The sequence below is a fragment of the Comamonas granuli NBRC 101663 genome, assembly GCF_000739995.1.
GTDB lineage: Bacteria > Pseudomonadota > Gammaproteobacteria > Burkholderiales > Burkholderiaceae_C > Simplicispira > Simplicispira granuli.
In genome coordinates this window covers 209,512-236,073 of record NZ_BBJX01000002.1, presented here as the reverse complement: position 1 = coordinate 236,073, position 26,562 = coordinate 209,512, and the positions used below count along the sequence as shown (strand labels likewise).

Sequence of the window (26,562 nt, the reverse complement as noted above, 5' to 3'; positions counted from 1 at the left end):
GTCAGCGCCCGGGCGCGAGCACGCCGCGCACATGGCCGCGCAGTTGCAGCACCTGGGCCAGGTTGTCGTATTCCATGCTGTCGGCCGTGAAGCGGCTGCTCCCGCGCGTGAGGGTGACCGGCAGGTGCGAGCGCACGCGCTCCTCGTTGGGCCAGGCATGGAGGAATTCGCCGCGGAACTCCAGGCGCGGCTGCCCGGGCGCCGCCTCGCGCACGACGACGGCGTTGCCGAACAGCTGCACTTCGGAGCCGTCGGCATTGCTGAGGGCGCGGTCGGCCGTGGCATGGACGGCGCGGCCCGCCTGCCCGGCCGAGCGGATGCGCACCTGGTCGATCTCCAGCGTGTCCGTGTCCGGGTAGTGGCGCGCCGTCTGGCCCTGCACCTCGCTTTGCAGGCGGCCGTCCGCCGCGAAGCTGCGCACGGAAAAACCGTTCATCTGGTAGTCCGGCTCGTGGCGCGGGGCCGCCGGGGCGCGCTGCTCCTGCGGCTGCGGCGCGTTGCGCACCAGCCACCAGGTGGCCAGCGCCAACAGGCCCATGAGCAGCACCGGCAGGTACAGCGACAGCCGGTCCCAGGCGCGGCGCAGGGCGGCGGTCATGTGCAGTAGCGCTCCAGCAGGCGCGCGTACTGCCCGCTGGCCACGAGCAGCAGATCGCAGAATTCGCGCGCCGCGCCGTCGCCGCCGCGCGCGGCGGTGACGTAGTGCACGGCCGCGCGCACTTCGGCGTGCGCCTGGGCCGGCGCGCAGGCCAGGGCGCAGCGGCGCAGCACGGGCAGGTCGGGCCAGTCGTCGCCGATGGCGGCGGCCTGCGCCCAGGACAGGCCCAGCGCGGCCAGGATCTGCTCGGCCGCCGGGCGCTTGTCCTCGGTACCGTAAATGGCGTGCTCCACCCCCAGGGCGCGCAGGCGCAGGCGCAGGGCGGGGGAGTCGCGCCCGGTGACCACGGCCGGCACGATGCCGGCCTCGTGCAGCAACTTGATGCCGTGGCCGTCCAGGCTGTGGAAGCGCTTGAGCGTCTCGCCCGCCTCGCTGTAGTACAGGCCGCCGTCGGTGAGCACGCCATCGACGTCGAAGAACGCCACGCGCACGTCCTGCGCGGCCAGCAGCAGCTCGGGGGGAAATTGCAGCACGGGGAAAACCATGGGCGCGCAGCCGCTCAGGCGGTGTTCATATGACCTTGGCGCGCATCAGGTCGCCAATGTGCACGATGCCCGTGAGCACGCCCGCGGCATCGACCACGAGCACGCTGGTGATGCCGTGGGTCTCCATCATCTCGGCGGCGTCGGCGGCCAGGGCGTCGGCCGCGATGCTGCGCGGCCCCGGGTGCATGACCTGGGCGGCGCTGGCGCTGCGCAGGTCGGCCCCGGCCTCGATGCGGCGGCGCAGGTCGCCGTCGGTGAAGATGCCCACCGGACGGCCCTGGGCATCGACGATGGCGGCCGCGCCCAGGCCCTTGGCGCTCATTTCGCGCATCAGTGCGCCGAACCCGGCCTCGGGGGGCACGCGCGGCACCTGTTCGCCGCTGCGCATCACGTCTTCCACCAGGGTGAGCAGTTTGCGCCCGAGCGCGCCGCCCGGATGCGAGCGGGCGAAGTCCTCGGGGCGAAAGCCGCGCGCGTCGAGCAGGGCCACGGCCAGCGCGTCGCCCATGGCCATCTGCGCCGTGGTGCTGGTGGTGGGCGCGAGGTTGTGCGGGCAGGCTTCGCGCTCCACGCCGCAATCGAGCACGATGTCGGCATGGCGCGCCAGCGTGGAGTCCAGGCCGCCCGTCATGGCGATGAGGGGCACGCCCAGGCGTTTGATCACGGGCAGGATGGCGGTGAGTTCGCCGACCTCGCCGCTGTTGGACAGGGCCAGCACCACGTCGCCGGGGGTGACCATGCCCAGGTCGCCATGGCTGGCTTCGGCCGGGTGCACGAAGAACGCCGGCGTGCCGGTGGAGGCCAGGGTGGCGGCGATCTTGCGCCCCACATGGCCGCTCTTGCCCATGCCCATGACCACCACGCGACCCGGCACGCGCAGCATGCGCTGGACGGCCTGGGCAAAGTGTTCGTCCACGCGCTGGCCCAGGGCCTGCAGGGCCGCAGCCTCGATGCCAAAGGTCTCGCGTGCCAGGCGCAGGGCCTGGGCGGGGTCGAAGGGGCGCTGCACGCCGGCGGAAACGGACATGCAGCGATTCTATCGACCAGGTGGCGGTCAGGGCGGTCCGGCCTCGGATAGCATCGCACGATGTCCTCGCTCGCGCTCACCCTGCTGTACCTGCTGGCCGCCGTGCTGGGCGTGGTCGCCTGCCGCAGCTTCAAGCTGCCGCCCATGCTGGGCTACCTGGGGGCGGGCATTCTGATCGGTCCGCACGCGCTGGCCCTGGCGCAGAACTCCGAGAGCGAACGCCACCTGGGCGAGTTCGGCGTGGTGTTCCTGATGTTCGCCATCGGCCTGGAGTTCAACCTGCCCAAGCTGCGCGCCATGCGCCGCCAGGTGTTCGGCCTGGGCATGCTGCAGGTGGTGGTGACCATGGTGACCGCCTTTGCCGGGGCGCTGGTGCTCGCCCGCGTGCTGGGCGGCGTGTGGGACATCGGCTGGCAGACGGCGCTGGCCCTGGCGGGCACGCTGGCCATGAGCAGCACGGCCATCGTGGGCAAGCTGCTGGCCGAACGCGCCGAGCTCGAGAGCGAGCACGGGCGGCAGATCATGGGCATTTTGCTGTTCCAGGATCTGGCGGTCGTGCCGCTGCTGGTGCTCATCCCGGCCCTGGGCTCCTCGCCCGACGAGCTGTTCAAGGCCCTGGGGCTGGCGCTGGTCAAGGCCGGGGTGCTCGTGGGGCTGCTGCTCACGGGCGGGCAGCGCTTCATGCGCTGGTGGCTCACGCTGGTGGCGCGGCGCAAGAGCGACGAGCTGTTCATGCTCAACCTGCTGCTCATCACCCTGGGCCTGGCCTGGCTGACCGACCTGGCGGGCCTGTCCCTGGCGCTGGGCGCCTTCATTGCCGGAGTACTGGTGTCCGAGACGGAATACCGCCACCAGGTGGGCACGGACATCCGCCCCTTCCACGACGTGCTGCTGGGGCTGTTCTTCATCACCGTGGGCATGATGCTGGACTGGCACATCCTGGTCGAGCAGTGGATGCTGGTGCTGGGCATGCTGGTGCTGCCCATGCTGCTCAAGCTGGGCGTCATCCTGCTGCTGGCGCGCGGCATGGGCGCGACCACGGGCACGGCCCTGCGCACCGGCCTGTACCTGGCGCAGGCGGGGGAGTTCGGTTTCGTGCTGCTGTCGCTCACGCAGGCCAACGGCCTGCTGCGCCCGGCGCTGATGAACCCCATCCTGGCCGCCATGGTGCTGTCCATGCTGGCCACGCCTTTCCTCATCCAGTACAGCAACGCCATCGTCATGAAGCTGGTGTCCAGCGACTGGCTGCAGCAGTCGCTGCAGATGACCACGATCGCGCGCAAGTCCATAGGCACCAGCGGGCACGTGATCATCTGCGGCTTTGGCCGCTGCGGCCAGAACCTGGCGCGCATGCTGGAGCAGGAGGGCATTCCCTACATGGCGCTGGATCTGGACCCCGACCGCGTGCGCCAGGCCGCCGCCGCCGGCCATTCGGTGGTCTATGGCGACGCTGCGCGCCTGCAGGCCCTCATGGCCGCAGGCCTGGCGCGCGCGCGCACCGTGGCCGTGACCTACCTGGACGTGCAGTCCTCGCTCAAGGTGCTGGCCAACACGCGCGCCCACGCCCCGCAAATCCCGGTGGTGGTGCGCACGCAGGACGACCTGCACCTGGACCGCCTGCGCAACGCCGGGGCGACCGAGGTGGTGCCCGAGGCCATCGAGGGCTCGCTGATGCTGGCCAGCCACACCCTGGCCCTGGTGGGCGTGCCCATCCGCCGCGTGCTGCGCCTGGTGCGTGACCAGCGCGACGCCCGCTACCAGTTGCTGCGCGGCTACTTCCATGGCGCGGACGACGACACCGTGAACGAGCTGGACCAGGCGCGCATGACCACCCTCACCCTGCCTGCGGGCGCCGCCACGCTGGGCCAGACGCTGGGCAGCCTGGCGCTGCACGCCATCGGGGTGCAGGTGGTGAACCTGCGCCACAGCGACGGCCGCATGTCGCCGCCCGAGGACGAACGCGTGCTCGCCGAGGGCGATACGCTGGTGCTCTCGGGCCACCCCGCGGCGCTGGCCCTGGCCGAGAGCCGCCTGCTGCGCGGCTGAGGCGCAGCCCGGCGCAGCGCTGGCGCCCCGGGCTTCAGGCGTGCAGCGCGGCCGCCGGTGCCGGCCGCCCGAACAGGTAGCCCTGGAAGCGCTGGCAGCCGTTGCGCAGCAGAAACTTGCGCTGCGCGTGCGACTCCACCCCCTCGGCCACCACTTCCAGGCCCAGGCTGCGCCCCAGGGCCAGCACGGTGCAGGCGATGGCCGCGTCGTTGGGGTCGGTGAGCAGGCCGCGCACGAAGCCCTGGTCGATCTTGAGCTGGTCCAGCGGCAGGCGCTTGAGGTAGCTGAGCGAGGAATAGCCGGTGCCGAAGTCGTCGATGGAAAAGCCCACGCCCTGGCGGCGCAGGGCCTGCATCTTGGCGATGGAGTCCTCCACATCCGACAGCAGCATGCTCTCGGTGAGCTCCAGGCGCAGCAGGCCCGGGTCGGCCCCGGACTGCTGCAAGGCCTGCAGCACCAGGTGCACGAAATCGGGATGGTGGAACTCGCACACGCTCACATTGATGGCCAGCGTCCAGTGCGCGCAGGCCGGCATGGCGGCCCAGCGCACGAGTTGCGCGCACGCCGCCTGGAGCACCTGCTGCCCGAGCGGAAAGATCAGGCCGCTGTGCTCGCACAGCCCGATGAACTCGCCCGGCAGCACCAAGCCGCGCTGCGGGTGCTGCCAGCGCACCAGGGCCTCGGCGCCCTGCACCTGGCCGGCGGCATCGACCACGGGCTGGTAGTGCAGCAGGAATGCGCGCTGCTCCAGGCCGCGGCGCAGCTCGGCTTCGAGCGTGGCGCGCGCCGCCGCCTGGGCCTGCATGGCGGGATCGAAAAAGCACGGCGCATGCCCGCCCTGCGCCTTGGCGCGGTACATGGCCATGTCGGCGCGGCGCAGCAGCTCGGGCACCGCGTCGCGCGCGTCCTGGAACAGCACCATGCCGATGCTCGGCGGCGCATGCGCCTGCACACCGCCCAGGACGTAGGGCGCGCCGAGCCGGGCCTGGATCTTCTGCGCCACGGCACCGGCCTGCGCCGCGGCCTGGGCGGGCTCGGCGTCCAGCCCCTGGAGCACGAGGACGAACTCGTCGCCTCCCAGGCGGGCGGCGGTGTCGTCCGCGCGCAGGCAGGTGCCCAGGCGCGCGGCCGCCTGGCGCAGCAGTTCGTCTCCCCAGCCATGCCCCAGCGCGTCGTTCACCTGCTTGAAATCATTCAGGTCCAGGTAGAGCACGGCCCCATGGCTGGCGCCGCAGGCGCAGCGCTCCAGCGCCTGCTGCAGGTGCCGGGCCAGCAGGCGGCGGTTGGGCAGGCCGGTGAGTTCGTCGAAATGCGCCAGGCGCTGGATTTCCGCCTCGGCCTGCTTCTGGCGCGTGATGTTGCGCGCCACGCCGCGGTAGCCGGTGAACTGGCCCGCCGCATCGAACAGGGGTTCGCCGCTGATGCTGATCCACACAGCCGAGCCGTCGGGCGCATGGCGCTGGAACTCGAAGCCGTGAAAGGGCTGGCGCGCCTGCAGCACGGCCCGGTGTTCCTGCCACTGGGCGGCGCTGGCCCGGGCATCGGGCAGCTCCCAGCGGCGGCGGCCGTAGTGCGCCTCCAAGGGCACGGCAAGGCTGGAATGCGGGCTGCCCTCGATGCGCACGAAGCGCAGCTCGGCGTCCTGCTCCCAGAACCAGTCGGAGGACAACTGCGTCATGCTGCGCCAGCGCGCCTCGCTCTGGCGCAAGGCCTCCTGCGCCCGCTGGCCCTGCAGGCTGGCCTGCAGACACTGGACCAGGGCGCGCAGGCCGGCGTCGGAGAAGTCCTCCAGCACATGCTGCGCATAGCCCGCGCGCAAGGCCTGGTGCGCCGGCAGCCCGGGCGGCACCCACAGCAGCACGGGCACATGCTCCCAGCGCGCGGGCAGGTCCGCAGGCAGGCCTTCCGGCAAGGCCAGCGCCGCCAGGACGGCGTCGGCCTGGCCGGCAGCAGCCCGTGCGCTGGCGCCGTCCAGGCGGTGCGCCACCTGCAATTGCCAGCCCGGGGCATGGCACGCCAGGGCCTCGCGCAGTGCCTGGGCAGGCGCGCTGCGGTCGTCGAGCAGCAGGATGCGGACAGACATGCCAAGCCTTGTAACCCGGCGCATGGCCGCGGGTCAAGCCCGGGCGCCGCGCCCAGGTTGATTACACTGTCGAGCGCTTCAACGCCCCTCACTCCTCGCGCCCATGTCCGCCTTCGACGTCCAGCAATACCTGCGCCAGCGCATCCGTACCGTGCCCGACTGGCCGGCCCCCGGCGTGCAGTTCCGCGACATCACCCCGCTGCTGCAGGACCCGCGGGTGTTCCGGGTGCTGATCGACGCCTTCGTGCACCGCTACATGGACAAGCACATGCGCCCGGACGTGGTGGCGGGGCTGGACGCGCGCGGTTTCATCCTGGGCGCCGTCGTCGCCTATGAGCTGCAGGTCGGCTTCGTGCCCATCCGCAAGAAGGGCAAGCTGCCGTTCACCACCGTGGAGGAGACCTACGAGCTCGAATACGGCAGCGCCACGGTGGAACTGCACACCGACGCGGTGCGCCCCGGCGACCGGGTGCTGCTCATCGACGATTTGATCGCCACCGGCGGCACCATGATGGCCGGCAAGAAGCTGCTGGAAAAGCTGGGCGCCGAGGTCATGGAGGGCGCGGCCATCGTGGACCTGCCCGAGCTCGGCGGCTCCGAGCGTTTGCGGGCCAGCGGGCTCCAGCTGTTCACGCTGGTGGATTTCGCCGGCCATTGAGCCGGCGGGCCGGCAGCCGCGCGCGGCCCTGCAGGCCGCGGCGCGCAGCGCTCACAGATCGCCGTACTGCGTGCCGCTCAGGCCCTGCGGACGGGAGTCGGGCATTTCGGTGTCCTCGAAATCGGGGCGCGCGGGCGCCGGGCGGCTGGGCCCGGAGCGCACGGCCACGCCGGGCACGGCCTGCGCGCTGGGCCGCGCAGCGGCCGCCAGCGCCTGCTTGAAGGCTGCGACCTCGTCGGCCTCGATGGGGTCGAACTGTGGCGCCGCCGTGCCCGGGCGCGCAGCGACAGGCGCGGCAACGGGCGCGGCCGCGGGTGCCGGCGCCGGGGCGGGCGCCCGGGCCGCGGCGGCCGGCGACGGTGCGGCCGGCGCCTTCTGGGGCACGCCCACGGCCACATGGTCGTTGAGGCGCCAGTACACGGCGTTGACGGCGATGTCATGGCGTGCCTTGGCCGTCTGGGCGATCAGGGCCTCGATCTCGGACAGGCGGGCCGTGTCGCCGCCGTACTCGCGCGCGATATCCATCATGATGAGGAACTGCCGCCCGCGCTGGTCGAGCGACAGCACCTTGAACTTGTAGCTGGCCGACAGCACGGCCGCACGCACCATGGCGTCGCGCACCACGGCGTACAGCAGCTCGCGCCGCTCCATGCGCTCGTTCTTGCGGTTGGCGGCGTGCTCGGGGGGCGGCGCGTCAAGCTGGGGCTTGCCGTTGCGCCCGGGCACCAGGGGCACGGTGGCCTCGGCATTGAACATTCCCGATGGCTCCGCGGGCCGGGGCCGGGCCGGCGCGCTCTTGCGCGTGAACCAACTGAACAGTGACATGGCCATTTTCCTTGGGGGTAGGGAACCATTCCAGACGGGCACGGAGTGTAACGTGATGTTGCGTTACGTCCGGGGCATTCCGTGTCATCCGCACCACACCACGTGCTCGCCGTGCGCGCTGCACTGGTTCAGGCCGCTGCCGCTCAGGTGGCCGCGACGCGGCGACGGCGGTTGCCCAGGCGCTTGGCGAGCACGGCCCCGGCCGCCATGGCCACGGCCAGGGCGATGGCGGGCTGGCGGTTGCCCAGCTCCGTGAAGCGCAGGGCCGTCAGATTCCACAGCTTGCTCGGCGCGGCGGCCTGCACCGAGGCGCTGCGCGGGCGCTGGGAGAAGAACGCCCCCTCGCCGACGACCGAGCCCGGGTTGACGATGGCCAGGCGCAGGCGGCCTTTCTCGTCCTCGTAGTGCACGCTCAGGCTGCCGCTCTCGACAAAGTACAGCGTGCGGTCGTTGGCCCCCTGGTTGATGAGCAACTGCCCCGCTGCCAGGTGGCAGGGCTGCAGATAGGCCGAAAAGACCTCCCACTGCTCGGCGTTGAGCGGGTTGCTCAGGCTGTCTTCCGCGGTCGCCTGGAGGATGGCGTGGATCAGCCCCTGCATGTCGTGCTTCGTCGGGGGGGTGATGGCGAGATTCATAGACCGCTGACGCTACCTGTAACGGCAGCCGCGCACAAGCATTGTTTACCCATGCTTACACCTGCGCAGCCGGGGAGCCGCACGCGCCTCACTTGCCGATGCAGAAGCGCGAAAAAATCACCCCGAGCAGGTCGTCCGAGGTGAACTCGCCGGTGATCGCCCCCAGGGCGTTCTGCGCCAGGCGCAGTTCCTCGGCCAGCAGGTCCAGCGCCGGGCTGGGCGTGGCGAGCTGCGCGGCCGCCGCGTCCAGGTGCTGCTGTACGGCCTGCAGGGCCTGGACGTGGCGCGCACGCGCGATGTACACGCCCTCGGGCAGGGCCTGCCAGCCGGCGATGTCCAGCAGGCGCTGGCGCAGCAGCTCCAGGCCGTCGCCCGTGCGCGCCGACAGGCGCAGCGCGCCCGGCTCCAGGGGCTCGGCGCGGGTGTCCAGGCAGTCGCTCTTGTTCCAGACGTCGATCACGGGCACGGCGGCGGGCAGGCGCGCGGCCATGGTCTGGGCGATGGCCGCATCGGCCGCGCGGCAGGCGGGGTCGGCGCGGCGCGTGAGGTCGTGCAGGAACAGCACGGCGTCGGCCTGCGCGATCTCGTCCCAGGCGCGCGCGATGCCGATGCGCTCGACCTCGTCGCTGCTCTCGCGCAGGCCGGCGGTGTCGATCACGTGCAGCGGCACGCCTTCGATCTGGATGGTCTGCTGCACCTTGTCGCGCGTGGTGCCGGCAATGGGCGTGACGATGGCCAGCTCCGCACCCGCCAGCGCGTTGAGCAGGGAGCTCTTGCCCGCATTGGGCTGGCCCGCGATGACGACCTTGATGCCTTCGCGCAGCAGGGCGCCCTGGCGCGTGCGCTGCAGCACGGCGGCGAGCTGCTGCTGCAGCCCGGCGAGCTGGCCGCGCGCATCGGCCTGGTGCAGGAAGTCGATGTCTTCCTCGGGGAAGTCCAGCGTGGCCTCGACCAGCATGCGCAGGTGGATGAGCGCGTCGCGCAGCACGTGGATGTCGTGCGAGAACGCGCCGCTGAGCGAGCGGCTGGCGCTGCGCGCGGCGGCGCTGGTGGTGGCGTCGATGAGGTCGGCGATGGCCTCGGCCTGGGCCAGGTCGATCTTGCCGCTCAGGAAGGCGCGCTCGGAGAACTCGCCCGGCCCGGCCAGGCGCAGACCCGGCAGGCAGGCGCGGCCCGTGGCCGGGTCGGTGGCGGCGGCGGCCTCCAGGCAGCGCGCCAGCAGCAGTTGCAGCACCACGGGGCCGCCGTGCGCCTGCAGCTCGAGCACGTCCTCGCCGGTGTAGCTGTGCGGCGCGGGAAAGTACAGTGCCAGCCCCTGGTCGATGGGCTGGCCCGCGGCATCGGGGAAGGGCAGGTAATGCGCCTGGCGCGGCTGCAGGCTGCGGCCCAGCAGGGCCTGCACATAGGGCGCCAGCGCCCGGCCCGACACGCGCACGATGCCCACGGCACCGCGCCCGGGCGCGGTGGCAATGGCGGCAATGGGTTCGTGGTGGCGCGGGAGCATGGAAAGTGCGCTCTTGTTTCAGGAGCTGCCGGCGCTTGTCATTCCTCGGTTTCAAGGGTTTTCAACCCTTGAAACCAATGGATGCAAGCGCTATCAGCTATGGATTCAGTAGCACCGCGCGGGTGCTCACTTGAACTTGGGCAGGTTGAACTGCGGCGGCACGCCCATGCGGGTGTTGATGATCCACTGCTGGGCGATGGACAGCAGGTTGTTCGTCAGCCAGTACAGCACCAAGCCGGCCGGGAAGAAGAAGAACATCACGCTGAACATCAGGGGCATGATCCACATCATCTTGGCCTGCATGGGGTCGGGCGGCGCGGGGTTGAGCGCCGTCTGCAGCAGGGTGGAGAGCGTCATCAGCACGGGCAGGATGAAGAACGGGTCGGGCGCCGCGAGGTCATGCACCCAGCCGATCCAGGGGGCGCCGCGCATTTCCACGCTGGACAGCAGCACCCAGTAGAGCGCGATGAACACCGGGATCTGCACCATGATGGGCAGGCAGCCGCCCATGGGGTTGACCTTTTCCTCGCGGTAGATGCGCATCATCTCCTGCTGCATCTGCTGCGGGTTGTCCTTGAGGCGCTCACGCATCTCCATGATGCGCGGGTTGATGGCCTTCATCTTGGCCATGCTGGCGTAGGCCTTGGCGTTGAGCCAGTAGAACGCCACCTTGAGCAGCAGCACCAGCGCCACGATGGACCAGCCCCAGTTGCCGATGAGCTTGTGCAACTGGTCGAGCAGCCAGTACAGGGGCTTGGCCAGGATGGTCAGCCAGCCGTAGTCCTTGACCAGCTCCAGGCCGGGGGCGAGTTTCTCCAGCGTGGTCTCGACCTGCGGGCCGACGTACAGGCGCGCGTCCACGGCCTTGCTGGCGCCTGCGGCGATGGGTTCGAGCGTGGCGATCATGCCCACGGAATAGAGCTGGGCGTCGAGCTTGCGCACGAAGAACTCGCGCCGCACGCCCTCGGGCAGCAGCCAGGCGCTGGCGAAGTAGTGCTGCACCATGGCGACGTAGCCATCGCTCGCCTCCTTGACGTACTCGGCCTTGTTCTCGTCAATGGCCTTGAACTCGATCTTCTGGTACTTCTTGTCCTGCGTGTAGACCGCCGGGCCGGTGAAGGTGGAATAGAACGAGGACTCGCCCGCGGGCTTGTGCCCGTCGCGCACGAGCTGCAGGTACAGGCGGGGCTCGACCGCGGCCGTGCCGGTGTTGACGATCTCGTGCCGCACGGCGATGTCGTAGGCGCCGCGCTTGAGCGTCCAGGTCTTGACCAGCTTGACGCCGCCCAGGTCGGGCGACTCGAAGCGCACGGTCAGTTCATTCTGCCCCTCGGCCAGGCTCCGCGGGCCGGGCGCGGCCGTCATGGCGGTCTTGTGGGTGGGGAAGGCGCCGCCGATCAGGCCCGTCTGCGCCACGTAGACGTTGGGCGTGCCGTCCTGCAGCAGCACGAAATGCTTCTTGCTGTCCACCAGGTCGGCCATCTGCAGCATCTCGGCACCCACCAGGGCGCCGCCCTCGGTATCGAAGGTCAGGTGCAGCACGTCGGTGCGCACCTCGAAGCGCTCGCGCGGTGCGGCCGGGGCCGCAGCCGCCGCCCCCGGCACGCCCGGCGCCGCGCTGCCTGCGGCCGCCGAGGCCGCGGGAACGGAGGCATCGGCCGCCGCGGGCGCGCGCGCAGGCGCATCGGCCTGGGCCGTGACCGGCGCCGGCGAGGGGAAGAAGGTGGCCTGCTTGCCGTTGTGCAGTTGCCACTTGTCCCACAGCAGGACCATGGAAAAGCCGAATACCACCCACAGGATGGTGCGACGGATGTCGTTCATGGGGTCTTCTTTGGTGAGGATGGTTGGGTGGGGGGCGGCAGCAGGCGGGAAAACAGCCGCGCGGAGCGCGGCGCCTGCGGCGGCACCGGGTCAAGCCCCCCCGCGCACCAGGGGTGGCAGCGCGCGAGCCGGCAGGCCGTGAGCCAGGCGCCGCGCCCGGCGCCATGCTGCTCCAGCGCCTGCAGGGCGTAGGCAGAGCAGGTGGGCTCGAAGCGGCAGCTCGACCCCAGCCAGGGGCTCAGCAGCAGGCGGTAGGCCTTGACCAGCAGGATGAGCAGGCGCTGCATCATGCGCGGGCGCCTTCGGCAGGGGCGGTGGCGGCCTGGCGCGGCGCAGCGCGGCAGGCGCGCCCGAACAACTGCTCCAGTTCGGCGCGCACCGCCAAGCGCAGGGCATCGGACCAGGCGCTCGGGTACTGCCGCCGGTCAAAGGCGGCGCGCAGGCGCACGACATGCGCCACGGCCGGCAGGCCGGCGGCATGGGCTTGCGCCATACCGTAGATCTGGCGCTTGAGCGCATTGCGCGTGACGGCCCGGCGCGCCCAGCGCTTGGGCACCATGGCGCCCAGCCAGACGTCCTGGACGGCGAACAGGGGCTTGTGCGCGCGGTCCGCAGGCACCACGCACGCGCCATCTTGCGCCTCCTGCACCTGGCGGTGCAGCGCAAAATGGGCGGTGCGGGCCACCGTCTCCCCGGCCAGTGCAGCCTGGAATTGCGGACGGGTTTTCAGCCGCTGCATCGATGACGCCCTCTGCCCTGGCTCGGAATGCAAGGCAGCAACGCGGGGCGGGCAGACCTCAGACGGCCAGGCGCTTGCGGCCCTTGGCGCGGCGGGCGTTGATCACGGCGCGGCCGCCGCGGGTCTTCATGCGCACCAGGAAACCGTGGGTGCGGGCGCGGCGCGTCTTGGAAGGCTGGTAAGTGCGTTTCATGGGAAGTTCTCCAGGGGTTCGGGTCTGCGCGCCCGGGCGGCGCAGCAGCACAAAGTGGCGCCGCGCCACGGCAGGATGGGCCGCGCAGGGTTGATCGCCTGAAATGGTTTCAGGGAAACGGCGGATTATCGCAGGCTTGGCGACCGCAGGCAATGCCCGGCGCGCAAAAACCCGTCCGGCGCGCCCCGGCACCACAGGCGCAACGGGGTGATCCCGGAGTGTGGATAACTTTTTGACAAGCTACAATCCGCAGCCTTGCATTGTTCCTCCTATCCACAACAAGAATCCCTGCCATGACCGAGGAACCCACCCCCCCGTATCCCGACGCAGCGCCGCCCGAGGCCGGCCAGGCCCTGTGGCAGGCCTGCACCGAGCAGCTCGCCCAGGACCTGCCCACGCAGCAGTTCAACACCTGGATCCGCCCCCTGGCGGCGCAGGTGTCCGAGGACTTCTCCCGCGTCACGCTGCAGGTGGCCAACCGCTTCACGCTCGACTGGATCCGCGCCCAGTACGCGGGCCGCATTGCCGCGACCCTGGAGTCCATCTACGGCCAGCCGGTGGCATTGGAGTTAGTGCTCGCTCAGCGGCAAGCCGTTGCCCGTACTCACGTTCAGCACAGCCTGCAGACCGCATCCCCGGTCCAGCCCAGTGCCGCCCCCGCGCCCCCGGCCGACGAGGGCGTGCCCGAGCCGCTGCGCAGCCGGCTCAACCCGGCGCTCACCTTCGAGACGCTGGTGGAGGGCTCGGCCAACCGCATGGCGCGCGCGGCCGCCATGCACGTGGCCAGCACGCCGGGCCACATGTACAACCCGCTGTTCATCTACGGCGGTGTGGGCCTGGGCAAGACGCACCTGGTGCACGCTGTGGGCAACAAGCTGCTGCAGGACCGGCCCGACGCCAAAGTTCTCTACATCCACGCCGAGCAATTTGTTTCGGATGTGGTCAAATCCTATCAGCGCAAGACCTTCGACGAATTCAAGCAGCGCTACCACTCGCTGGACCTGCTGCTCATCGACGATGTGCAGTTCTTCGCCAACAAGGACCGCACGCAGGAAGAGTTCTTCAACGCCTTCGAGGCCCTGCTGGCCAAGAAGAGCCACATCGTGATGACCTCGGACACCTACCCCAAGGGCCTGACGGACATCCACGAGCGCCTGGTCTCGCGCTTCGACTCGGGGCTGACGGTGGCCATCGAGCCGCCCGAGCTGGAGATGCGCGTGGCCATCCTGATCAACAAGGCGCACGCCGAAGGCGCCGAGATGCCCGAGGAAGTGGCTTTCTTCGTCGCCAAGAACGTGCGCTCGAACGTGCGCGAGCTCGAAGGCGCGCTGCGCAAGATCCTGGCCTACAGCCGCTTCAACCAGAAGGAGGTCTCCATCCAACTGGCGCGCGAGGCGCTGCGCGACCTGCTGTCCATCCAGAACCGCCAGATCAGCGTGGAGAACATCCAGAAGACGGTGGCCGACTATTACAAGATCAAGGTCGCCGACATGTACAGCAAGAAGCGCCCGGCCAGCATTGCGCGGCCGCGCCAGATCGCCATGTACCTGGCCAAGGAACTCACGCAGAAGAGCCTGCCCGAGATCGGCGAGCTCTTTGGCGGGCGCGACCACACCACGGTGCTGCACGCGGTGCGCAAGATCTCCGGCGAGCGCCAGCAGCTCACCGAGCTCAACCAGCAGCTGCACGTGCTGGAGCAGACGCTCAAGGGCTGATAACTGCCTTGCGCGCAAGGCACAATGGCGGGCTGCACACCACGCCCACCCCACCACCAGAGGTTGACATGATCGTCCTGAAGGCAACACAAGACAAGGTTCTCGCGGTACTGCAATCGGTCTCCGGCATCGTCGAGCGGCGCCACACGGTGCCCATCCTGGCCAACGTGCTGATCCGCAAGACGGGCAATGCGCTGCAGTTCACCACCAGCGATCTGGAGGTGCAGATCCGCACCACGGCCGAGCTCGGCGGCGACGTGGGCGACTTCACCACGACGGTGAACGCGCGCAAGATCATCGACGTGCTGCGCACCATGCCGGCGGACATGACGGTGAGCCTGGAGTCCAGCCAGGACAAGCTCATCCTCAAGGGCGGCAAGAGCCGCTTCACGCTCACCAGCCTGCCGGCGGCCGACTTTCCGCTGGTGCAGGAGGCGGCCAACTTCGGCCCGGCGTTCAGCGTGCCGCAGAAGACGCTCAAGCAGCTGCTGGGCCAGGTGGCCTTTGCCATGGCGGTGCAGGACATCCGCTACTACCTCAACGGCATCCTGTTCGTGGCCGAGGGCAACACGCTCTCGCTCGTGGCCACCGACGGCCACCGCCTGGCGTTCACCAGCGCCGAGCTCGACGTGGATGTGCCCAAGCAGGAGGTCATCCTGCCGCGCAAGACCGTGATCGAGCTGCAGCGCCTGCTCTCGGACGCCGAGGGCGCCATCGAGATCCAGTTCGCCAGCAACCAGGCGCGCTTTCGCTTCGGCGGCATGGAGTTCGTCACCAAGCTGGTCGAGGGCAAGTTCCCCGACTACAACCGCGTGATCCCCAAGAGCCACCACAACAGCGTGACCCTGGGCCGCGCCCCGCTGCTGGCCAGCCTGCAGCGCACGGCCATCATGACCAGCGACAAGTTCAAGGGCGTGCGCCTGAACATCGAGCCCGGCAGCCTGCGCGTGGCCAGCAGCAATGCCGAGCAGGAAGAGGCGGTGGACGAGCTCGACATCGACTACGGCGGCGACGCCATCGAGATCGGCTTCAACGTCAGCTACCTGATCGACGCCCTGTCCACCATGGGCGAGGACATGGTGAAGATCGACCTGGCCGACGGCAACAGCTCGGCGCTGATGTCCATCCCCGGCAACGCGCACTTCAAGTACGTCGTGATGCCGATGCGCATATGAGACCCGTCTCTGCGTTTGCTATTTTTTTGATAGCTGCTTGCGCTTGACAGATAAGCGCCAGCGGCCCATTTGGCTCTAAATCCATGACCGACGAGAACACATCTGCCCCCGAGGGCATCGACCCCAGCAGCGGCTACGGCGAGGGCGCGATCCAGATCCTCGAAGGCCTGGAAGCGGTGCGCAAGCGCCCCGGCATGTACATCGGCGATACCTCCGACGGCACGGGCCTGCACCACCTCGTCTTCGAGGTGGTGGACAACTCCATCGACGAGGCCCTGGCCGGGCATTGCGACGACATCGTCGTCACCATCCACAGCGACAACTCGATTTCCGTCACCGACAACGGCCGCGGCATCCCGACCGGCGTGAAGATGGACGACAAGCACGAGCCCAAGCGCTCGGCCGCCGAGATCGCGCTGACCGAGCTGCACGCGGGCGGCAAGTTCAACCAGAACAGCTACAAGGTGTCCGGCGGCCTGCACGGCGTGGGCGTCTCCTGCGTGAACGCGCTCAGCAAATGGCTGCGCCTGACGGTGCGCCGCGAAGGCAAGGTGCACCAGATCGAGTTCGCGCGCGGCTTCGTGCAGAACCGCCTGATCGAAACCGTGGACGGCTTCGAGGTCTCGCCCATGAAGGTCACGGGCAGCACGGAAAAGCGCGGCACCGAGGTGCACTTCCTGCCCGACACGGACATCTTCAAGGAAAACCACGATTTCCACTACGAGATCTTGGCCAAGCGCCTGCGCGAGCTCTCGTTCCTGAACAACGGCGTGCGCATCCGCCTCAAGGACGAGCGCAGCGGCAAGGAAGACGACTTCTCCGGCGCCGGCGGCGTCAGGGGCTTCGTGGAGTTCATCAACGGCAGCAAGAAGGTGCTGCACCCCACGGCCTTCCACGCCACGGGATCGCGCCCGGCCGAGACCTACGGCGGCATTCCCGGCACCGAGATCGGCGTGGAAGTCGCCATGCAATGGAACGACGGCTACAACGAGCAGGTGCTGTGCTTCACCAACAACATCCCGCAGCGTGACGGCGGCACCCACCTGACCGGCCTGCGCGCCGCGATGACGCGCGTGATCGGCAAGTACATCGAGCAGAACGAGCTGGCCAAGAAGGCCAAGGTCGAGGTCAGCGGCGACGACATGCGCGAAGGCCTGTGCTGCGTGCTCTCAGTGAAGGTGCCCGAGCCCAAGTTCAGCAGCCAGACCAAGGACAAGCTGGTCAGCTCCGAAGTGCGCGCGCCGGTGGAGGACATCGTCGCCAAGGCGCTCACCGACTACCTGGAAGAAAAGCCCAACGACGCCAAGATCCTCTGCGGCAAGATCGTCGAGGCCGCGCGCGCCCGCGAGGCCGCGCGCAAGGCGCGCGAGATGACGCGCCGCAAGGGCGTGCTCGACGGCATGGGCCTGCCCGGCAAGCTGGCCGACTGCCAGGAGAAAGACCCGGCGCTGTGCGAGATCTACATCGTCGAGGGTGACTCCGCCGGCGGCTCCGCCAAGCAGGGCCGTGACCGCAAGTTCCAGGCCATCCTGCCGCTGCGCGGCAAGATCCTGAACGTGGAGAAGGCGCGCTACGAGAAGCTGCTCTCCAGCAACGAAATCGTCACCCTCATCACCGCCCTGGGCACGGGCATCGGCAAGGCCGCCGAGGACGGCAACGGCAAGAGCGGCGCCGACGACTTCGACGCGGCCAAGCTGCGCTACCACCGCATCATCATCATGACCGATGCCGACGTGGACGGCGCGCACATCCGCACGCTGCTGCTGACCTTCTTCTACCGCCAGATGCCCGAGCTCGTCGAGCGCGGCCACATCTACATCGCCCAGCCGCCGCTCTACAAGGTGAAGAACGGCAAGGAAGAGCTCTACCTCAAGGACGGCCCGGCGCTGGACCAGTACCTGCTGCGCATCGCGCTCAACCACGCCAGCGTGCACACCGGCGGCGCCACCCCGCAGACGCTGCAGGGCGACACCCTGGCCGAACTGGCGCGCAAGCACCAGGCCGCCGAGGCCGTGATTGCGCGCCTGTCGGCCTTCATGGACCAGGAAGCCCTGCGCGCCATCGCCGACGGCGTGGCCGTCAAGCTCGACACCGTGGAAGACGCCCAGGCCAGCGCCGTGGCCATGCAGGCCAAGCTGGCGGAGCTCTCCACCACCGGCGTGCCGCCCGAGGTGGCGGGCGAATTCGACGCGCGCAGTGACAAGCCCATCCTGCGCATCAGCCGCCGCCACCACGGCAACGTCAAGAGCAGCATCCTCACGCAGGACTTCGTGCACGGCGCCGACTACGCCGCCCTGGCCGAAGCCGCCGACACCTTCCGCGGCCTGCTGGGCGAGGGCGCCAAGGTCATGCGCGGCGAGGGCGACAAGGCCAAGGAAGAAAAGGTCAGCGACTTCCGCCAGGCCATGGCCTGGCTGATCAGCGAGGCCGAGCGCACCACCAGCCGCCAGCGCTACAAGGGCCTGGGCGAAATGAACCCCGAGCAACTGTGGGAAACCACCATGGACCCCGCCGTGCGCCGCCTGCTGCGCGTGCAGATCGACGACGCCATCGAGGCCGACCGCGTGTTCACCATGCTCATGGGCGACGAGGTGGAGCCGCGGCGCGACTTCATCGAGACGAATGCGCTGCGGGCGGGGAATATTGACGTGTGAGGCGTGTTGTAGGTAGACGTATAAGCTGAGAAAAAAGACCCATAAGTTGAGAAACTTATGGGTCTTTTGCTTTGGATAGCGGCTATCCGCTGGCCATTCGTACCGACCAGGGGCCGGAGTTCACCAGCCGCGCCTTTATGGCTTGGGCGGCGGCAAGGGGTGGCCGCGCCCTCTCCTGAAACACACTACAGTGCCGCCCATGACACCTGCTGCCACATCCACCGACGACCCCCTGCACCACCTCGCCCACGCCCTGCAGCAGTTTGCCGACGCCCGCGCCTGGGGGCCGTACCACTCGCCCAAGAACCTGGCCTCGGCGCTGATCGTGGAGGCCGGGGAGCTGCTGGAGCATTTCCAGTGGCTGACCGAGGACCAGAGCCGCCAACTCGACCCTGCGCAGAAGCAGGCCGTGGCGCACGAGATGGCCGATGTGCTGCTCTACCTGGTGCAGCTCGCTACGGTGCTGGACATCGACCTGCTGGAAGCCGCCCGCGCCAAGATGGCGCTCAATGCGCAGAAGTACCCTGTGCCGCCGCGCCCGCAGGCGGAGTAAGCGGCTGCGCGGGCGCAGCCGCCAGCAGGGCGGCGGCATCGAGCAGCAGCAGGGGGGGCTGGTTCAGGGGGCCGGTCCAGGCGAGGGCGCGCAGGCCGCGTAGTTGGCAGCGCGCGGCCAGCAGCGGCGGCAGGGCATGGATGTGCGCGGCCGCCAGCGGCAGCAGTTCCACCGGGCCGTCCACGGCGACGGGCCTGGCCGTGCCGGCCTGCGGCGGCCGCAGGCTCAGGCATTGGCGCGGCCCGGCCGGGGCCGGGGGCCAACCCAGCAGGGCCTCGATGGCCACGGCCGCATCGGCGGGCGGCGCGCTGCTGGCGCCGCGCACATGGCGCGCCTCGATGGCCAAGCTCCAGGTGCCACAGCGAAAGCGCACCACGTCCAGGGCCAGGTCCTCGCCTGCGGCGGCAGGCAGCCGTGCGTCGCTCATCCCAGGCCGCTGGCGTAGTCCGCGAACAGGCGGTCGAGGTCGAGCACCGTCACGGGCCGGTCCTGGAAATGCGCCACGCCCAGCACCACGGGGCGCAGGTGCTCGGCCAGGGTGGCCGGGGGCGGCTGGATGGCGCTGTGCGCCAGATCGACGACGTCGATGATGCGATCGGCGCGGATGCCGCTCTGGATGCCGCCGCCACGGCCCAGCATGATGGCGCCGCCCGGCGCGCCAGCGGTGGGCGGCAGGCGCAGGATGTCGTGCAGGCGGATGACGGATTCGATGTCGCCGCGCACATTGATCACGCCTTCGAGCGAAGGCGGGCAGCCGGGCACGAAGTGCACCACGGCTTCGGCCAGGATCTCGCGGATGCCGGTGCCGTGGAAGGCGAACCAGGCGTCCCCCAGCGCGAAGATGACGAGCTTGACCATGGGCTCGTCCACGTTGACGACCTCGCGGCGCGCCTCGTGGCGCTGGCTCAGGATGTGATCGAGGGTGGGTTCGCTCATCGCGGCTCCTTCACGGTCCATCGGCGACCACGCAGTTGCGCCCGCGGCGCTTGGCTTCGTAGAGGGCGCGGTCCGCCGCCTCGCGCAGGTGCTCGAAGCTCTGGTGGCGCGGGAAGGTGGCGACGCCGGCGCTGAAGCTGCAATGGAACTCCTGGTCTGCGCAGTGAAAGCTCACGCGCGCGAAGTCCTGGCGCAGGGTGTCGATCAGGTGGGCGGCCTGCGCGAGGTCTTCGTCCTGCAGGATGACGGCGAACTCCTCGCCGCCATAGCGGCCCACGGTGTCGGTGCTGCGCAGGCGCTGCTGGAGCACGCGCGCCAGCGCCAGCAGCACCTGGTCGCCCGCAGGGTGGCCGTAGGTGTCGTTGACGGCCTTGAAGCCGTCGATGTCGATCATGGCGAAGCTCAGGCGGCCGCCGTCGCGCCGCGCACGCGCGATGGCGTTTTCCAGCATCTGCGTGGTCATGGTGTGGTTGAACAGGCCGGTGAGGCTGTCGCGCGCCATGAGCGCGCGCAGGGTGCGCATGCGCTCGGCGCGGATCACCACGGCGGCAATGAGTTCGTTGTGCACCACGGGCTTGGTGAGAAAGCCCTCGGCGCCGATGCGCATGGCGGAGAACAGTTTCTCGCGGTCGGTCTCGGAGGTCAGGTAGACGATGGGCAGGCCGACGTGGTGGGGCTCCTGGCGGATGATGCGCGCGACCTCCCGGCCGTTGCAATGGGGCATGTACATGTCCATGAGCACGATGTCGGGCCGGAACGCGGCCAGCACCTCCAGCGCCTGGCGCGGGTCATGGACTTCGCAGGTGACCATGCCGGCCTCCTGCAGCAGGATGGCGTGATAGTGCGCGATCTCGGGCTCGTCATCGACGATGAGCACGCGGTAGGGCTCGTGGACCTGCTGGCGCGTGAGCTCGTCGAGCGCGGCGACCAGCTCGTTGGCGCGTACCGGCTTGACGAAGTAGGCCTGCCCCCCGGCGCGCACCGCGCCCAGGCGGGCGGCAAAGTCGCTGCGCGAGGACAGGAAGATGGCCGGCACGGGCGCGCCGGTCTCCTCGCTCAGGGCGAGCAGCACCTCGATGCCGGCGCTGTGGCCCTGCGGGAAGTGGATGTCCATGATGACTGCATCGGGGCGGCGGGCAAGCACCGCATCGTGCAGCGCGCCGGGCTCGGTGAAGCACTCCGCCTCGTAGCCGAAGCAGGCGAGCTGCGCCGCGAGCTGCTCGAGCACGAAGGGTTCGTCGTCACAGACGTACACCACGCGTCCGCCGGAGCGGGCCCCCTGGCGCTGCGCCTGCGGCAGCGCGAACCCCGGCACGCCGCTGGCGACGGCGCCACCCTGCAGGGCGGCCAGGCCATCGGCCACGGCCTGCAGCCGCTGCAGGCTGTGCTGCAGGCTGGCGAGCCAGCCTTCGGGCAAGGCCTGGGCGGGTTCATCGACCCAGGGCTGCAGCAGGTCCTCGCCCTGCGCCGCACAGGTGCCGAGCTCGGCAAAGCCGAAGGAGCGGCCCGTGCCCTTGAGGCTGTGCAGCAGGCGGTGCAGGTCCACGGCCACGGACCGGTCTGCGGGTGCGGCGGCCAGGCGGGCGCACAAGGCCTGCGCCTGGGCCAGGCGCTCGGGCAGTTGCGCCAGATAGGCCTGGCGCAGCCGCGCGATGCGCTCGCTGGCCGGCACGGAGGGCGGGGAGGAGGGATGCACAGCCATGGCCTCACGCCTTGCCGTGGCGGGCCAGCACGTCGGCCAGCAGCGCGGGCAGGCGCTCCTCCAGCGTGAAATCCTTGGCCAGGCAGGCGTCCAGGCGCGGCTCCTGCGCAAGCAGGCCCTCGGGCTCGTCGCCGGTGAGCAGGATGAAGGGCAGCGTGCTGCCCTGGGCGCGCAGTTCGCGGAACAGCTCGATGCCGCTGAGCAGCGGCATGTTCATGTCGCTGACGATCAGGGCGATGGCGCTGTCGGCCTGGAGCCGCTCGGCGGCGTCGATGCCGTTGTCTGCCAGCACCGCCTCGTGCCCCAGGCTTTCGAGCACGGCGGCGGTCATCTCGCCCGCCAGCGCATCGTCATCCACCACCAGTATCTTCATGTCCTGTCCCTTCTTCGGCGTCACCCCAGCAGGGTGCGCAGCGTATCCACCAGATTGCTCTGGTCAAAATCACCCTTGACGATGTAGGCGTGCGCGCCGACCTGCATGCCGCGCCGCTTGTCCTCTTCCTTCTCGCGCGAGGTGATGATGATGATGGGCGTGTCGCGGTACTTCTCCTGCTGGCGCAGTTGCGCGGTCAGGGTGAAGCCATCCATGTGCGGCATTTCCACGTCGGTGAGGATGGCGTCGAAATCGCCCTCCATGGCCTTGCGCAGGCCGTCCACGCCGTCCTCGGCCAGCGTGACATGGTAGCCATAGGCCTGCAGCACGTCCTTTTCGATCTCGCGCGTGTTGAGCGAATCGTCCACCACCAGCACGCGGTAGGGCTCCGGGGCCTGCGCCTGCGCCGGCCCCGCGGAGGCCGCCGCGCCGCGCAGCCGCCGCGCCTGCTCCAGCAGCGCCGGGGCGTGCAGCACGCTGACCAGTTCGCTGCGGCCGGTGGTGACCATGCCCGAGACCAGCGGCAGCCGGCGCAGGTGGGCGGGCAGGGGCTTGATGACCATGTCGCGCTCGTCGAGCAGGCAGTCCACGCGCACGGCCATCTTCTCGTGGCGCACCTGCAGCACCACCAGCAGCATGCCGTCCTGGCGCTCGCCGCCGTGCCCGGGCTGGCGCGGCGGGGGCGGCATGTGCAGCAGCTCGGCCAGCGGCACCACGGGAACGAACTCGTTGCGGATGATGACGGCCTGGCGCTCGGCCACCTGCAGCAGCGCACTGGCAGGCAGGCGCAGCAGCTCGGTCACGTACTGCGCCGTGAAGCCGAAGGGCTGCCCCTGGGCCTGGACGAGCAGCACGCGCATCATGGCCAGCGACAGCGGCAGGCGCAGCGAGAAGGTGGTGCCCGCGCCGGGCCGGGTCTGCACGCCGACGGAGCCCTGCAGCTCGTCCAGCACGGTCTGCTTGACCACGTCCATGCCCACGCCCCGGCCCGAGAGGTCGGTGATGATGTGGCTGGTCGAGAAGCCGGGCAGGAAGATCAGGTCGATGGCCTCCTGGTCGCTGAGCGCGGCGGCCTTCTCGGCGCTGAGCAGGCCCTTCTTCACGGCCTTCTCGCGCACCGCCGGCACGGGGATGCCGCCGCCGTCGTCAGCGATGTCGATGACCACCCAGCCACCATCCTGGCGCGCCGACAGGCGCAGGCGGCCCTGCGCGGGCTTGCCCGCGGCGCTGCGCTGCGCGGGCGGCTCGATGCCATGGTCGATGGCGTTGCGGATGAGGTGGATGATGGGGTCGGAGAGCTTGTCGATCATCTGCCGGTCGAGCTCGATCTCCGTGCCGCTGACCGTGCATTCCACCTGCTTGCCCACCGAGCGCGCCAGCTCGCGCACCAGGCGCGCCGCGGGCTCGAAGACGATGGCCAGCGGCAGCATGCGCATGATCAGCGTCTTGTCGTGCAGCTCGTCCATCAGGGTTTCCTGCGCCTGCACGTCGTCCTTGAGCGCGCGCGCGAACTGGTGCAGGCGCTGCGCCGCCGCATCGTCCAGCAGGCCCGCCATGTCGCGCTGCAGCGCCTGCACGTCGGCCAGGCGCTGGCGCATGCGCGCGTGGCTGGAGACCACCTCGCCCATGAGCTTGATGAGCTCGTCGAGCTTGGCCAGGCGCACGCGCACGGTCTCGGCGGCCTTGAGGCGGGGCTCGGGCGGCGCCGGCTCTGCCGCCGCGGGCGCGGGCACGGGGGGCGCGGCGCCCGCAGCCCCGGGAGCGGGGGGCGGCGTCTCGGGCGGCACGCTCGGCGGCGTGCTGGGTGCCGACGCCGGCTCCGCGCCGGCAGCGCCGCCGGCGGCCTGGGCCAGCGCCTGGCACAGCGCGGGATCGGGCGGGGGCAGGGTGGCGGCGGCTTCGCCCTGGCTGAGCCGGTCCACCAGGGCCGCGAGCTGGTCCAGCGCGCGGTAGAGCAATTGCGCCAGCGGGGCGGAAAACGCCACGCTGCCCTCGCGCAAGGCGCCCAGCACGTCTTCGAGCCGGTGCGCCAGCTCGGTGACGGCGGTGAGCCGCAGCATGCGCGAGGAGCCCTTGATGGTGTGCGCCGAGCGGAAGATGGCGTTGATCGCCTCCGCATCCGCGCTGCCGGCCTCCAAGGCGGCCAGGCCCTCGTCCAGGCGGCTGAGGTGGTCGCGCGCCTCTTCGACGAAGCGGGCCACGAATTTCTGGATGTCGATCGCCATGGTCGGGGTCCTCAGCCCGGCCCCGCAGCGCCGGCGCCCGCCTGGGCGAGGTGGCGGGTGCAGAGGAAGCGGATTTCGCTGGCGGGCAGGTCCAGCGGCAGATGGCGGATGCCGGTGTCGGGCGCCGCGCCCGAGAGCAGTTGCAGCACCACGCGCCAGGTGCGCCGCGCCTGCTCCAGCGCACCGCCCGCGCGCTGCAGGTCGGCCAGGAAGTAATGCGCCGGCCAGCAGGCATGGTGGGCGTAAATGGCCTGCCGGAACCAGCGCATGGCCTCGTCGGCGCTGCCGCTCCATTTGGCCGCCAGGCCCAGCAGCATGCAGGCGTCCACGGACCAGGCATGCGCCTCCAGCACCGCGCGCGCCAGGGCCATGGCGGCGTCGAACTCCTTGCGCTCGAGCAGCACATAGGCCTTGAGCAGGCGCGCCTCGGTGTGCTCGGGTGCGTCCGCCAGCACGGCGTCGAGCTGCGGCAGGGCGGCGGCGTAGCGCTTGTCCTGCACCGCCTGGCGGGCCTGCGCGAGCGCCGCCTGCCCGGGCGTGCGCTGCGGGGCGCTCACCCAGCCCTCGGGCAGGGTGAGCGGTGGCGGCGGCACGGGCGGCGGCGCAGCGCGCGCCGATGGTGCGGGCCGGGGCTCCGGCACGCTGGCCGGGGGCAGCAGCGGCGGCTGGCCCTGGGCGAAGTAGAACAGCCCGTCCTCCTCCACCAGGGGCAGCACGCCCAGGTTGTTGGCCAGGGTTTCCGCGACGCCGATCACGAGGATGCCGTCGTCCTTGAGCAGTTGCGCCAGGTGCTGCTGGATGCGCCGGCGCGTGGGCAGGTCGAAGTAGATCGAGACGTTGCGGAAGAAGATGACGTCGCAGCCCTGCAGCGCGGGCTCGCGCGGCGGGTCCAGCAGATTGCACTCGTGGAATTCCACGAGCCGGCGCACGGCCGGTGCCAGGCGCCAGCCCTGGCGCGTGCGCTCGAAATAGCGCTGGCGCAGGGCCTCGGGCACGCCGCGGAAGGAGAAGTCGGAATAGGTGGCGGCGCGCGCGCGCGCCAGCGCGCGGCTGTCGATGTCGGCCCCCACCAGGGTGAACCACTGCGCCGCCGCCTCGCCGTAATGCTCGAGCAGCGCAATCGCCAGCGAATACGGCTCCTCGCCCGTGGAGCAGCCCGCCGAGAGGATGCGCAGCCGCCCCTGGCCGCCGTTGCGCGCGAGCAGGCGCGGCACCAGGCGGTGGACCAGCAGGCGGATCTGCTCGGGTTCGCGGAAGAAATAGGTCTCGTTGATGGTGAGCAGGTTCACCAGCTCCTGGAATTCGCCCGCGCTGCGCTCCAGGCAGGAGAGGTAGGCCTCTTGCGCCAGGCCCAGCGCCGCGCAGCGCTCCTGCAGCGCCTGGGCGAGCTTGGCCTGGCCGTCGCCATCGAACTGCAGGCCGCAGCGCTGCTTGACCAGCGCCTGGAAGGGGGCCAGGTCCAGGCGGCTCATGGCGCGCTCCCCGGTGCGGCGCCGGGCACCGGGCGCACCTGGTCGAGCATGGCCGCGGCCATGGCCGACAGGGGCAGCACGCGCTGCACCGCGCCGCGCTCGATGGCGACGCGGTTCATGCCGAAGATGACCGAGCTGGCCTCGTCCTGGGCCAGGGTGCTGCCGCCCGCGGCGCGGATCGCGGCCAGCCCGGCGGCGCCGTCGTGCCCCATGCCGGTGAGGATGATGCCCGTGGCGCGCGCGCCGAAGGCCGCCGCCACGGACGCCAGCAGCACGTCGCAGGACGGGCGGTAGAGATCGCCCGGCGCGCGCGCGCGCAGCACCAGGCGCTGCGCCGCGCCGACCGCCAGGTGGTGCTCGGACGGCGCGATGTGGATGGTCCCGCCCGCGAGCGGCTCGCCATCGCGCGCCAGGCGCACCGGCAGCTTGCACAGCGAGCCCAGCCAGTCGGCCATGCCCTGCGCAAAGCCGTCGGAGATGTGCTGCGCCACCAGCACCGGACAGGCAAAGCCCTGCGGCAGCGCCGGCAGGATCTCGGCCAGGGCCTGCGGCCCGCCCGTGGACGAGGCGATGGCGAAGACCCGGGGGAAGGCCGTGCCGGCCGCGGCCGGCGTGTCTGCCGGCGCGCAGGGCGCGGGCGCAGGCCGCATGGCAGCGCCGGGGGTGGCCGTGCGCGGGCGCAGGCGCGTGATCACGGAGACGCCGGCCAGCAAGCGCACCTTGGACACCAGGTGCGCCGCCGCCTCGGGCGAGGTGTCGGGCTTGGCGACGACTTCGAGCGCCCCGCGCGCCACGGCGTCGAGCGCGCGGTGGGCATCGGCCACGCTGCTGACCACGAGGATGGGCACGGCGCGCGTGCACATGATGTCCTCGATGGCCTCCAGCCCGCCCATGACGGGCATCTCCAGGTCCATGGTCACCAGGCTGGGCCGCAGCGCGCGCACCAGCTCGACGGCCTGGCGGCCGTTGGCCGCCTCGCCGACGACCTCGATGCCATCCTCGCCTTCGAGGATGGCGCGCAGCAGCCCGCGGGCCAGGCTGCTGTCGTCGGCGATGACGACGCGGATACTGCCCATGGGCGTC

At 70.5% G+C, this 26,562-nt stretch carries 24 protein-coding genes; 6 read left to right on the top strand and 18 right to left on the bottom strand.

Going from position 1 to position 26,562, the window contains the following annotated elements; genetic code table 11:
• Nucleotide 1: 1 nt before the first annotated feature.
• The 3 genes from lptC to CGR01S_RS02785 are packed head-to-tail and all read right to left on the bottom strand — an operon-like array spanning nucleotide 2 to nucleotide 2,170.
• The gene (gene lptC, locus CGR01S_RS02795) at nucleotides 2-598 is read right to left on the bottom strand and encodes an LPS export ABC transporter periplasmic protein LptC (RefSeq protein WP_042422152.1); all 597 of its coding nucleotides are present in this window, start codon (nucleotides 596-598) and stop codon (nucleotides 2-4) included.
• Nucleotides 595-1,143: a KdsC family phosphatase gene (locus CGR01S_RS02790; RefSeq protein ID WP_042422149.1), complete on the bottom strand. Its 549-nt coding sequence runs from the start codon at nucleotides 1,141-1,143 to the stop codon at nucleotides 595-597. Before CGR01S_RS02790 ends, lptC begins: the two co-directional genes overlap by 4 nt.
• A gap of 25 nt (nucleotides 1,144-1,168) precedes the next feature.
• On the bottom strand, nucleotides 1,169-2,170 hold the full coding sequence (locus tag CGR01S_RS02785; RefSeq protein WP_042422147.1) for a KpsF/GutQ family sugar-phosphate isomerase: 1,002 nt from the start codon (nucleotides 2,168-2,170) through the stop codon (nucleotides 1,169-1,171).
• 60 nt (nucleotides 2,171-2,230) lie between these two features.
• Between CGR01S_RS02785 and CGR01S_RS02780 the strand changes: the two genes are divergently transcribed.
• A complete protein-coding gene (locus CGR01S_RS02780) occupies nucleotides 2,231-4,216 on the top strand; it encodes a monovalent cation:proton antiporter family protein (protein WP_042422145.1) in 1,986 nt (661 codons plus the stop codon).
• Between the two features lie 34 nt (nucleotides 4,217-4,250).
• Here the strand turns inward: CGR01S_RS02780 and CGR01S_RS02775 are convergent, their stop codons facing one another.
• Nucleotides 4,251-6,299 (bottom strand): putative bifunctional diguanylate cyclase/phosphodiesterase, encoded by a 2,049-nt coding sequence (locus CGR01S_RS02775; protein ID WP_052382485.1) that lies wholly within the window; start codon nucleotides 6,297-6,299, stop codon nucleotides 4,251-4,253.
• Between the two features lie 103 nt (nucleotides 6,300-6,402).
• Here CGR01S_RS02775 and CGR01S_RS02770 point away from each other — a divergent pair, with 103 nt between their 5' ends.
• On the top strand, nucleotides 6,403-6,957 hold the full coding sequence (locus tag CGR01S_RS02770) for an adenine phosphoribosyltransferase (protein ID WP_042422143.1): 555 nt from the start codon (nucleotides 6,403-6,405) through the stop codon (nucleotides 6,955-6,957).
• A 51-nt stretch (nucleotides 6,958-7,008) separates the two neighbouring features.
• On the opposite strand, the gene CGR01S_RS02765 is transcribed toward CGR01S_RS02770, so the two are convergent.
• The 7 genes from CGR01S_RS02765 to rpmH form a co-directional block, all read right to left on the bottom strand.
• The gene (locus CGR01S_RS02765) at nucleotides 7,009-7,782 is read right to left on the bottom strand and encodes a hypothetical protein (protein ID WP_042422338.1); all 774 of its coding nucleotides are present in this window, start codon (nucleotides 7,780-7,782) and stop codon (nucleotides 7,009-7,011) included.
• A gap of 143 nt (nucleotides 7,783-7,925) precedes the next feature.
• Nucleotides 7,926-8,417 carry a Crp/Fnr family transcriptional regulator gene (locus CGR01S_RS02760; protein WP_042422141.1) on the bottom strand — a complete coding sequence of 164 codons (492 nt, stop codon included), beginning with the start codon at nucleotides 8,415-8,417 and terminating at the stop codon, nucleotides 7,926-7,928.
• A gap of 88 nt (nucleotides 8,418-8,505) precedes the next feature.
• Complete coding sequence (gene mnmE, locus CGR01S_RS02755; RefSeq protein WP_042422139.1) at nucleotides 8,506-9,921, bottom strand: tRNA uridine-5-carboxymethylaminomethyl(34) synthesis GTPase MnmE; 1,416 nt, start codon at nucleotides 9,919-9,921, stop codon at nucleotides 8,506-8,508.
• 126 nt (nucleotides 9,922-10,047) lie between these two features.
• On the bottom strand, nucleotides 10,048-11,742 hold the full coding sequence (gene yidC / locus CGR01S_RS02750; RefSeq protein WP_042422137.1) for a membrane protein insertase YidC: 1,695 nt from the start codon (nucleotides 11,740-11,742) through the stop codon (nucleotides 10,048-10,050).
• Nucleotides 11,739-12,032 (bottom strand): membrane protein insertion efficiency factor YidD, encoded by a 294-nt coding sequence (gene yidD, locus CGR01S_RS02745; RefSeq protein ID WP_042422135.1) that lies wholly within the window; start codon nucleotides 12,030-12,032, stop codon nucleotides 11,739-11,741. Before yidD ends, yidC begins: the two co-directional genes overlap by 4 nt.
• Nucleotides 12,029-12,481: a ribonuclease P protein component gene (locus CGR01S_RS02740; RefSeq protein ID WP_042422134.1), complete on the bottom strand. Its 453-nt coding sequence runs from the start codon at nucleotides 12,479-12,481 to the stop codon at nucleotides 12,029-12,031. Before CGR01S_RS02740 ends, yidD begins: the two co-directional genes overlap by 4 nt.
• Nucleotides 12,482-12,539: 58 nt before the next feature.
• Nucleotides 12,540-12,674 carry a 50S ribosomal protein L34 gene (gene rpmH, locus CGR01S_RS02735; protein WP_005798102.1) on the bottom strand — a complete coding sequence of 45 codons (135 nt, stop codon included), beginning with the start codon at nucleotides 12,672-12,674 and terminating at the stop codon, nucleotides 12,540-12,542.
• A gap of 293 nt (nucleotides 12,675-12,967) precedes the next feature.
• Here rpmH and dnaA point away from each other — a divergent pair, with 293 nt between their 5' ends.
• The 4 genes from dnaA (at nucleotide 12,968) to CGR01S_RS02715 (ending at nucleotide 18,771) form a co-directional block, all read left to right on the top strand.
• On the top strand, nucleotides 12,968-14,389 hold the full coding sequence (dnaA, locus tag CGR01S_RS02730) for a chromosomal replication initiator protein DnaA (RefSeq protein ID WP_084690531.1): 1,422 nt from the start codon (nucleotides 12,968-12,970) through the stop codon (nucleotides 14,387-14,389).
• Between the two features lie 68 nt (nucleotides 14,390-14,457).
• A complete protein-coding gene (gene dnaN / locus CGR01S_RS02725; RefSeq protein ID WP_042422131.1) occupies nucleotides 14,458-15,564 on the top strand; it encodes a DNA polymerase III subunit beta in 1,107 nt (368 codons plus the stop codon).
• 83 nt (nucleotides 15,565-15,647) lie between these two features.
• Nucleotides 15,648-18,218, top strand: coding sequence for a DNA topoisomerase (ATP-hydrolyzing) subunit B (gyrB, locus tag CGR01S_RS02720; protein WP_042422130.1), 2,571 nt, complete (start codon nucleotides 15,648-15,650; stop codon nucleotides 18,216-18,218).
• Between the two features lie 199 nt (nucleotides 18,219-18,417).
• Nucleotides 18,418-18,771: a nucleotide pyrophosphohydrolase gene (locus CGR01S_RS02715; RefSeq protein WP_042422128.1), complete on the top strand. Its 354-nt coding sequence runs from the start codon at nucleotides 18,418-18,420 to the stop codon at nucleotides 18,769-18,771.
• On the opposite strand, the gene CGR01S_RS02710 is transcribed toward CGR01S_RS02715, so the two are convergent.
• Genes CGR01S_RS02710 through cheB form a run of 7 tightly spaced genes read right to left on the bottom strand, consistent with a single transcriptional unit; the run spans nucleotide 18,725 to nucleotide 26,555 of the window.
• Nucleotides 18,725-19,198, bottom strand: a complete 474-nt coding sequence (locus CGR01S_RS02710; RefSeq protein ID WP_042422127.1) for a hypothetical protein — start codon at nucleotides 19,196-19,198, stop codon at nucleotides 18,725-18,727. The two genes, CGR01S_RS02715 and CGR01S_RS02710, sit on opposite strands and share 47 nt — an antisense overlap.
• The gene (locus tag CGR01S_RS02705; RefSeq protein ID WP_042422125.1) at nucleotides 19,195-19,707 is read right to left on the bottom strand and encodes a chemotaxis protein CheW; all 513 of its coding nucleotides are present in this window, start codon (nucleotides 19,705-19,707) and stop codon (nucleotides 19,195-19,197) included. The genes CGR01S_RS02710 and CGR01S_RS02705 overlap by 4 nt, the downstream gene beginning before the upstream one ends.
• Nucleotides 19,708-19,717: 10 nt before the next feature.
• Nucleotides 19,718-21,409 carry a GGDEF domain-containing protein gene (locus CGR01S_RS02700; RefSeq protein ID WP_042422122.1) on the bottom strand — a complete coding sequence of 564 codons (1,692 nt, stop codon included), beginning with the start codon at nucleotides 21,407-21,409 and terminating at the stop codon, nucleotides 19,718-19,720.
• Between the two features lie 4 nt (nucleotides 21,410-21,413).
• The gene (locus CGR01S_RS02695; RefSeq protein WP_042422120.1) at nucleotides 21,414-21,782 is read right to left on the bottom strand and encodes a response regulator; all 369 of its coding nucleotides are present in this window, start codon (nucleotides 21,780-21,782) and stop codon (nucleotides 21,414-21,416) included.
• 20 nt (nucleotides 21,783-21,802) lie between these two features.
• Nucleotides 21,803-24,007: a hybrid sensor histidine kinase/response regulator gene (locus tag CGR01S_RS02690; RefSeq protein WP_042422118.1), complete on the bottom strand. Its 2,205-nt coding sequence runs from the start codon at nucleotides 24,005-24,007 to the stop codon at nucleotides 21,803-21,805.
• An 11-nt stretch (nucleotides 24,008-24,018) separates the two neighbouring features.
• On the bottom strand, nucleotides 24,019-25,479 hold the full coding sequence (locus tag CGR01S_RS02685; protein ID WP_042422116.1) for a CheR family methyltransferase: 1,461 nt from the start codon (nucleotides 25,477-25,479) through the stop codon (nucleotides 24,019-24,021).
• Nucleotides 25,476-26,555 (bottom strand): chemotaxis-specific protein-glutamate methyltransferase CheB, encoded by a 1,080-nt coding sequence (gene cheB / locus CGR01S_RS02680; RefSeq protein ID WP_042422114.1) that lies wholly within the window; start codon nucleotides 26,553-26,555, stop codon nucleotides 25,476-25,478. The genes CGR01S_RS02685 and cheB overlap by 4 nt, the downstream gene beginning before the upstream one ends.
• Nucleotides 26,556-26,562: the final 7 nt, after the last annotated feature.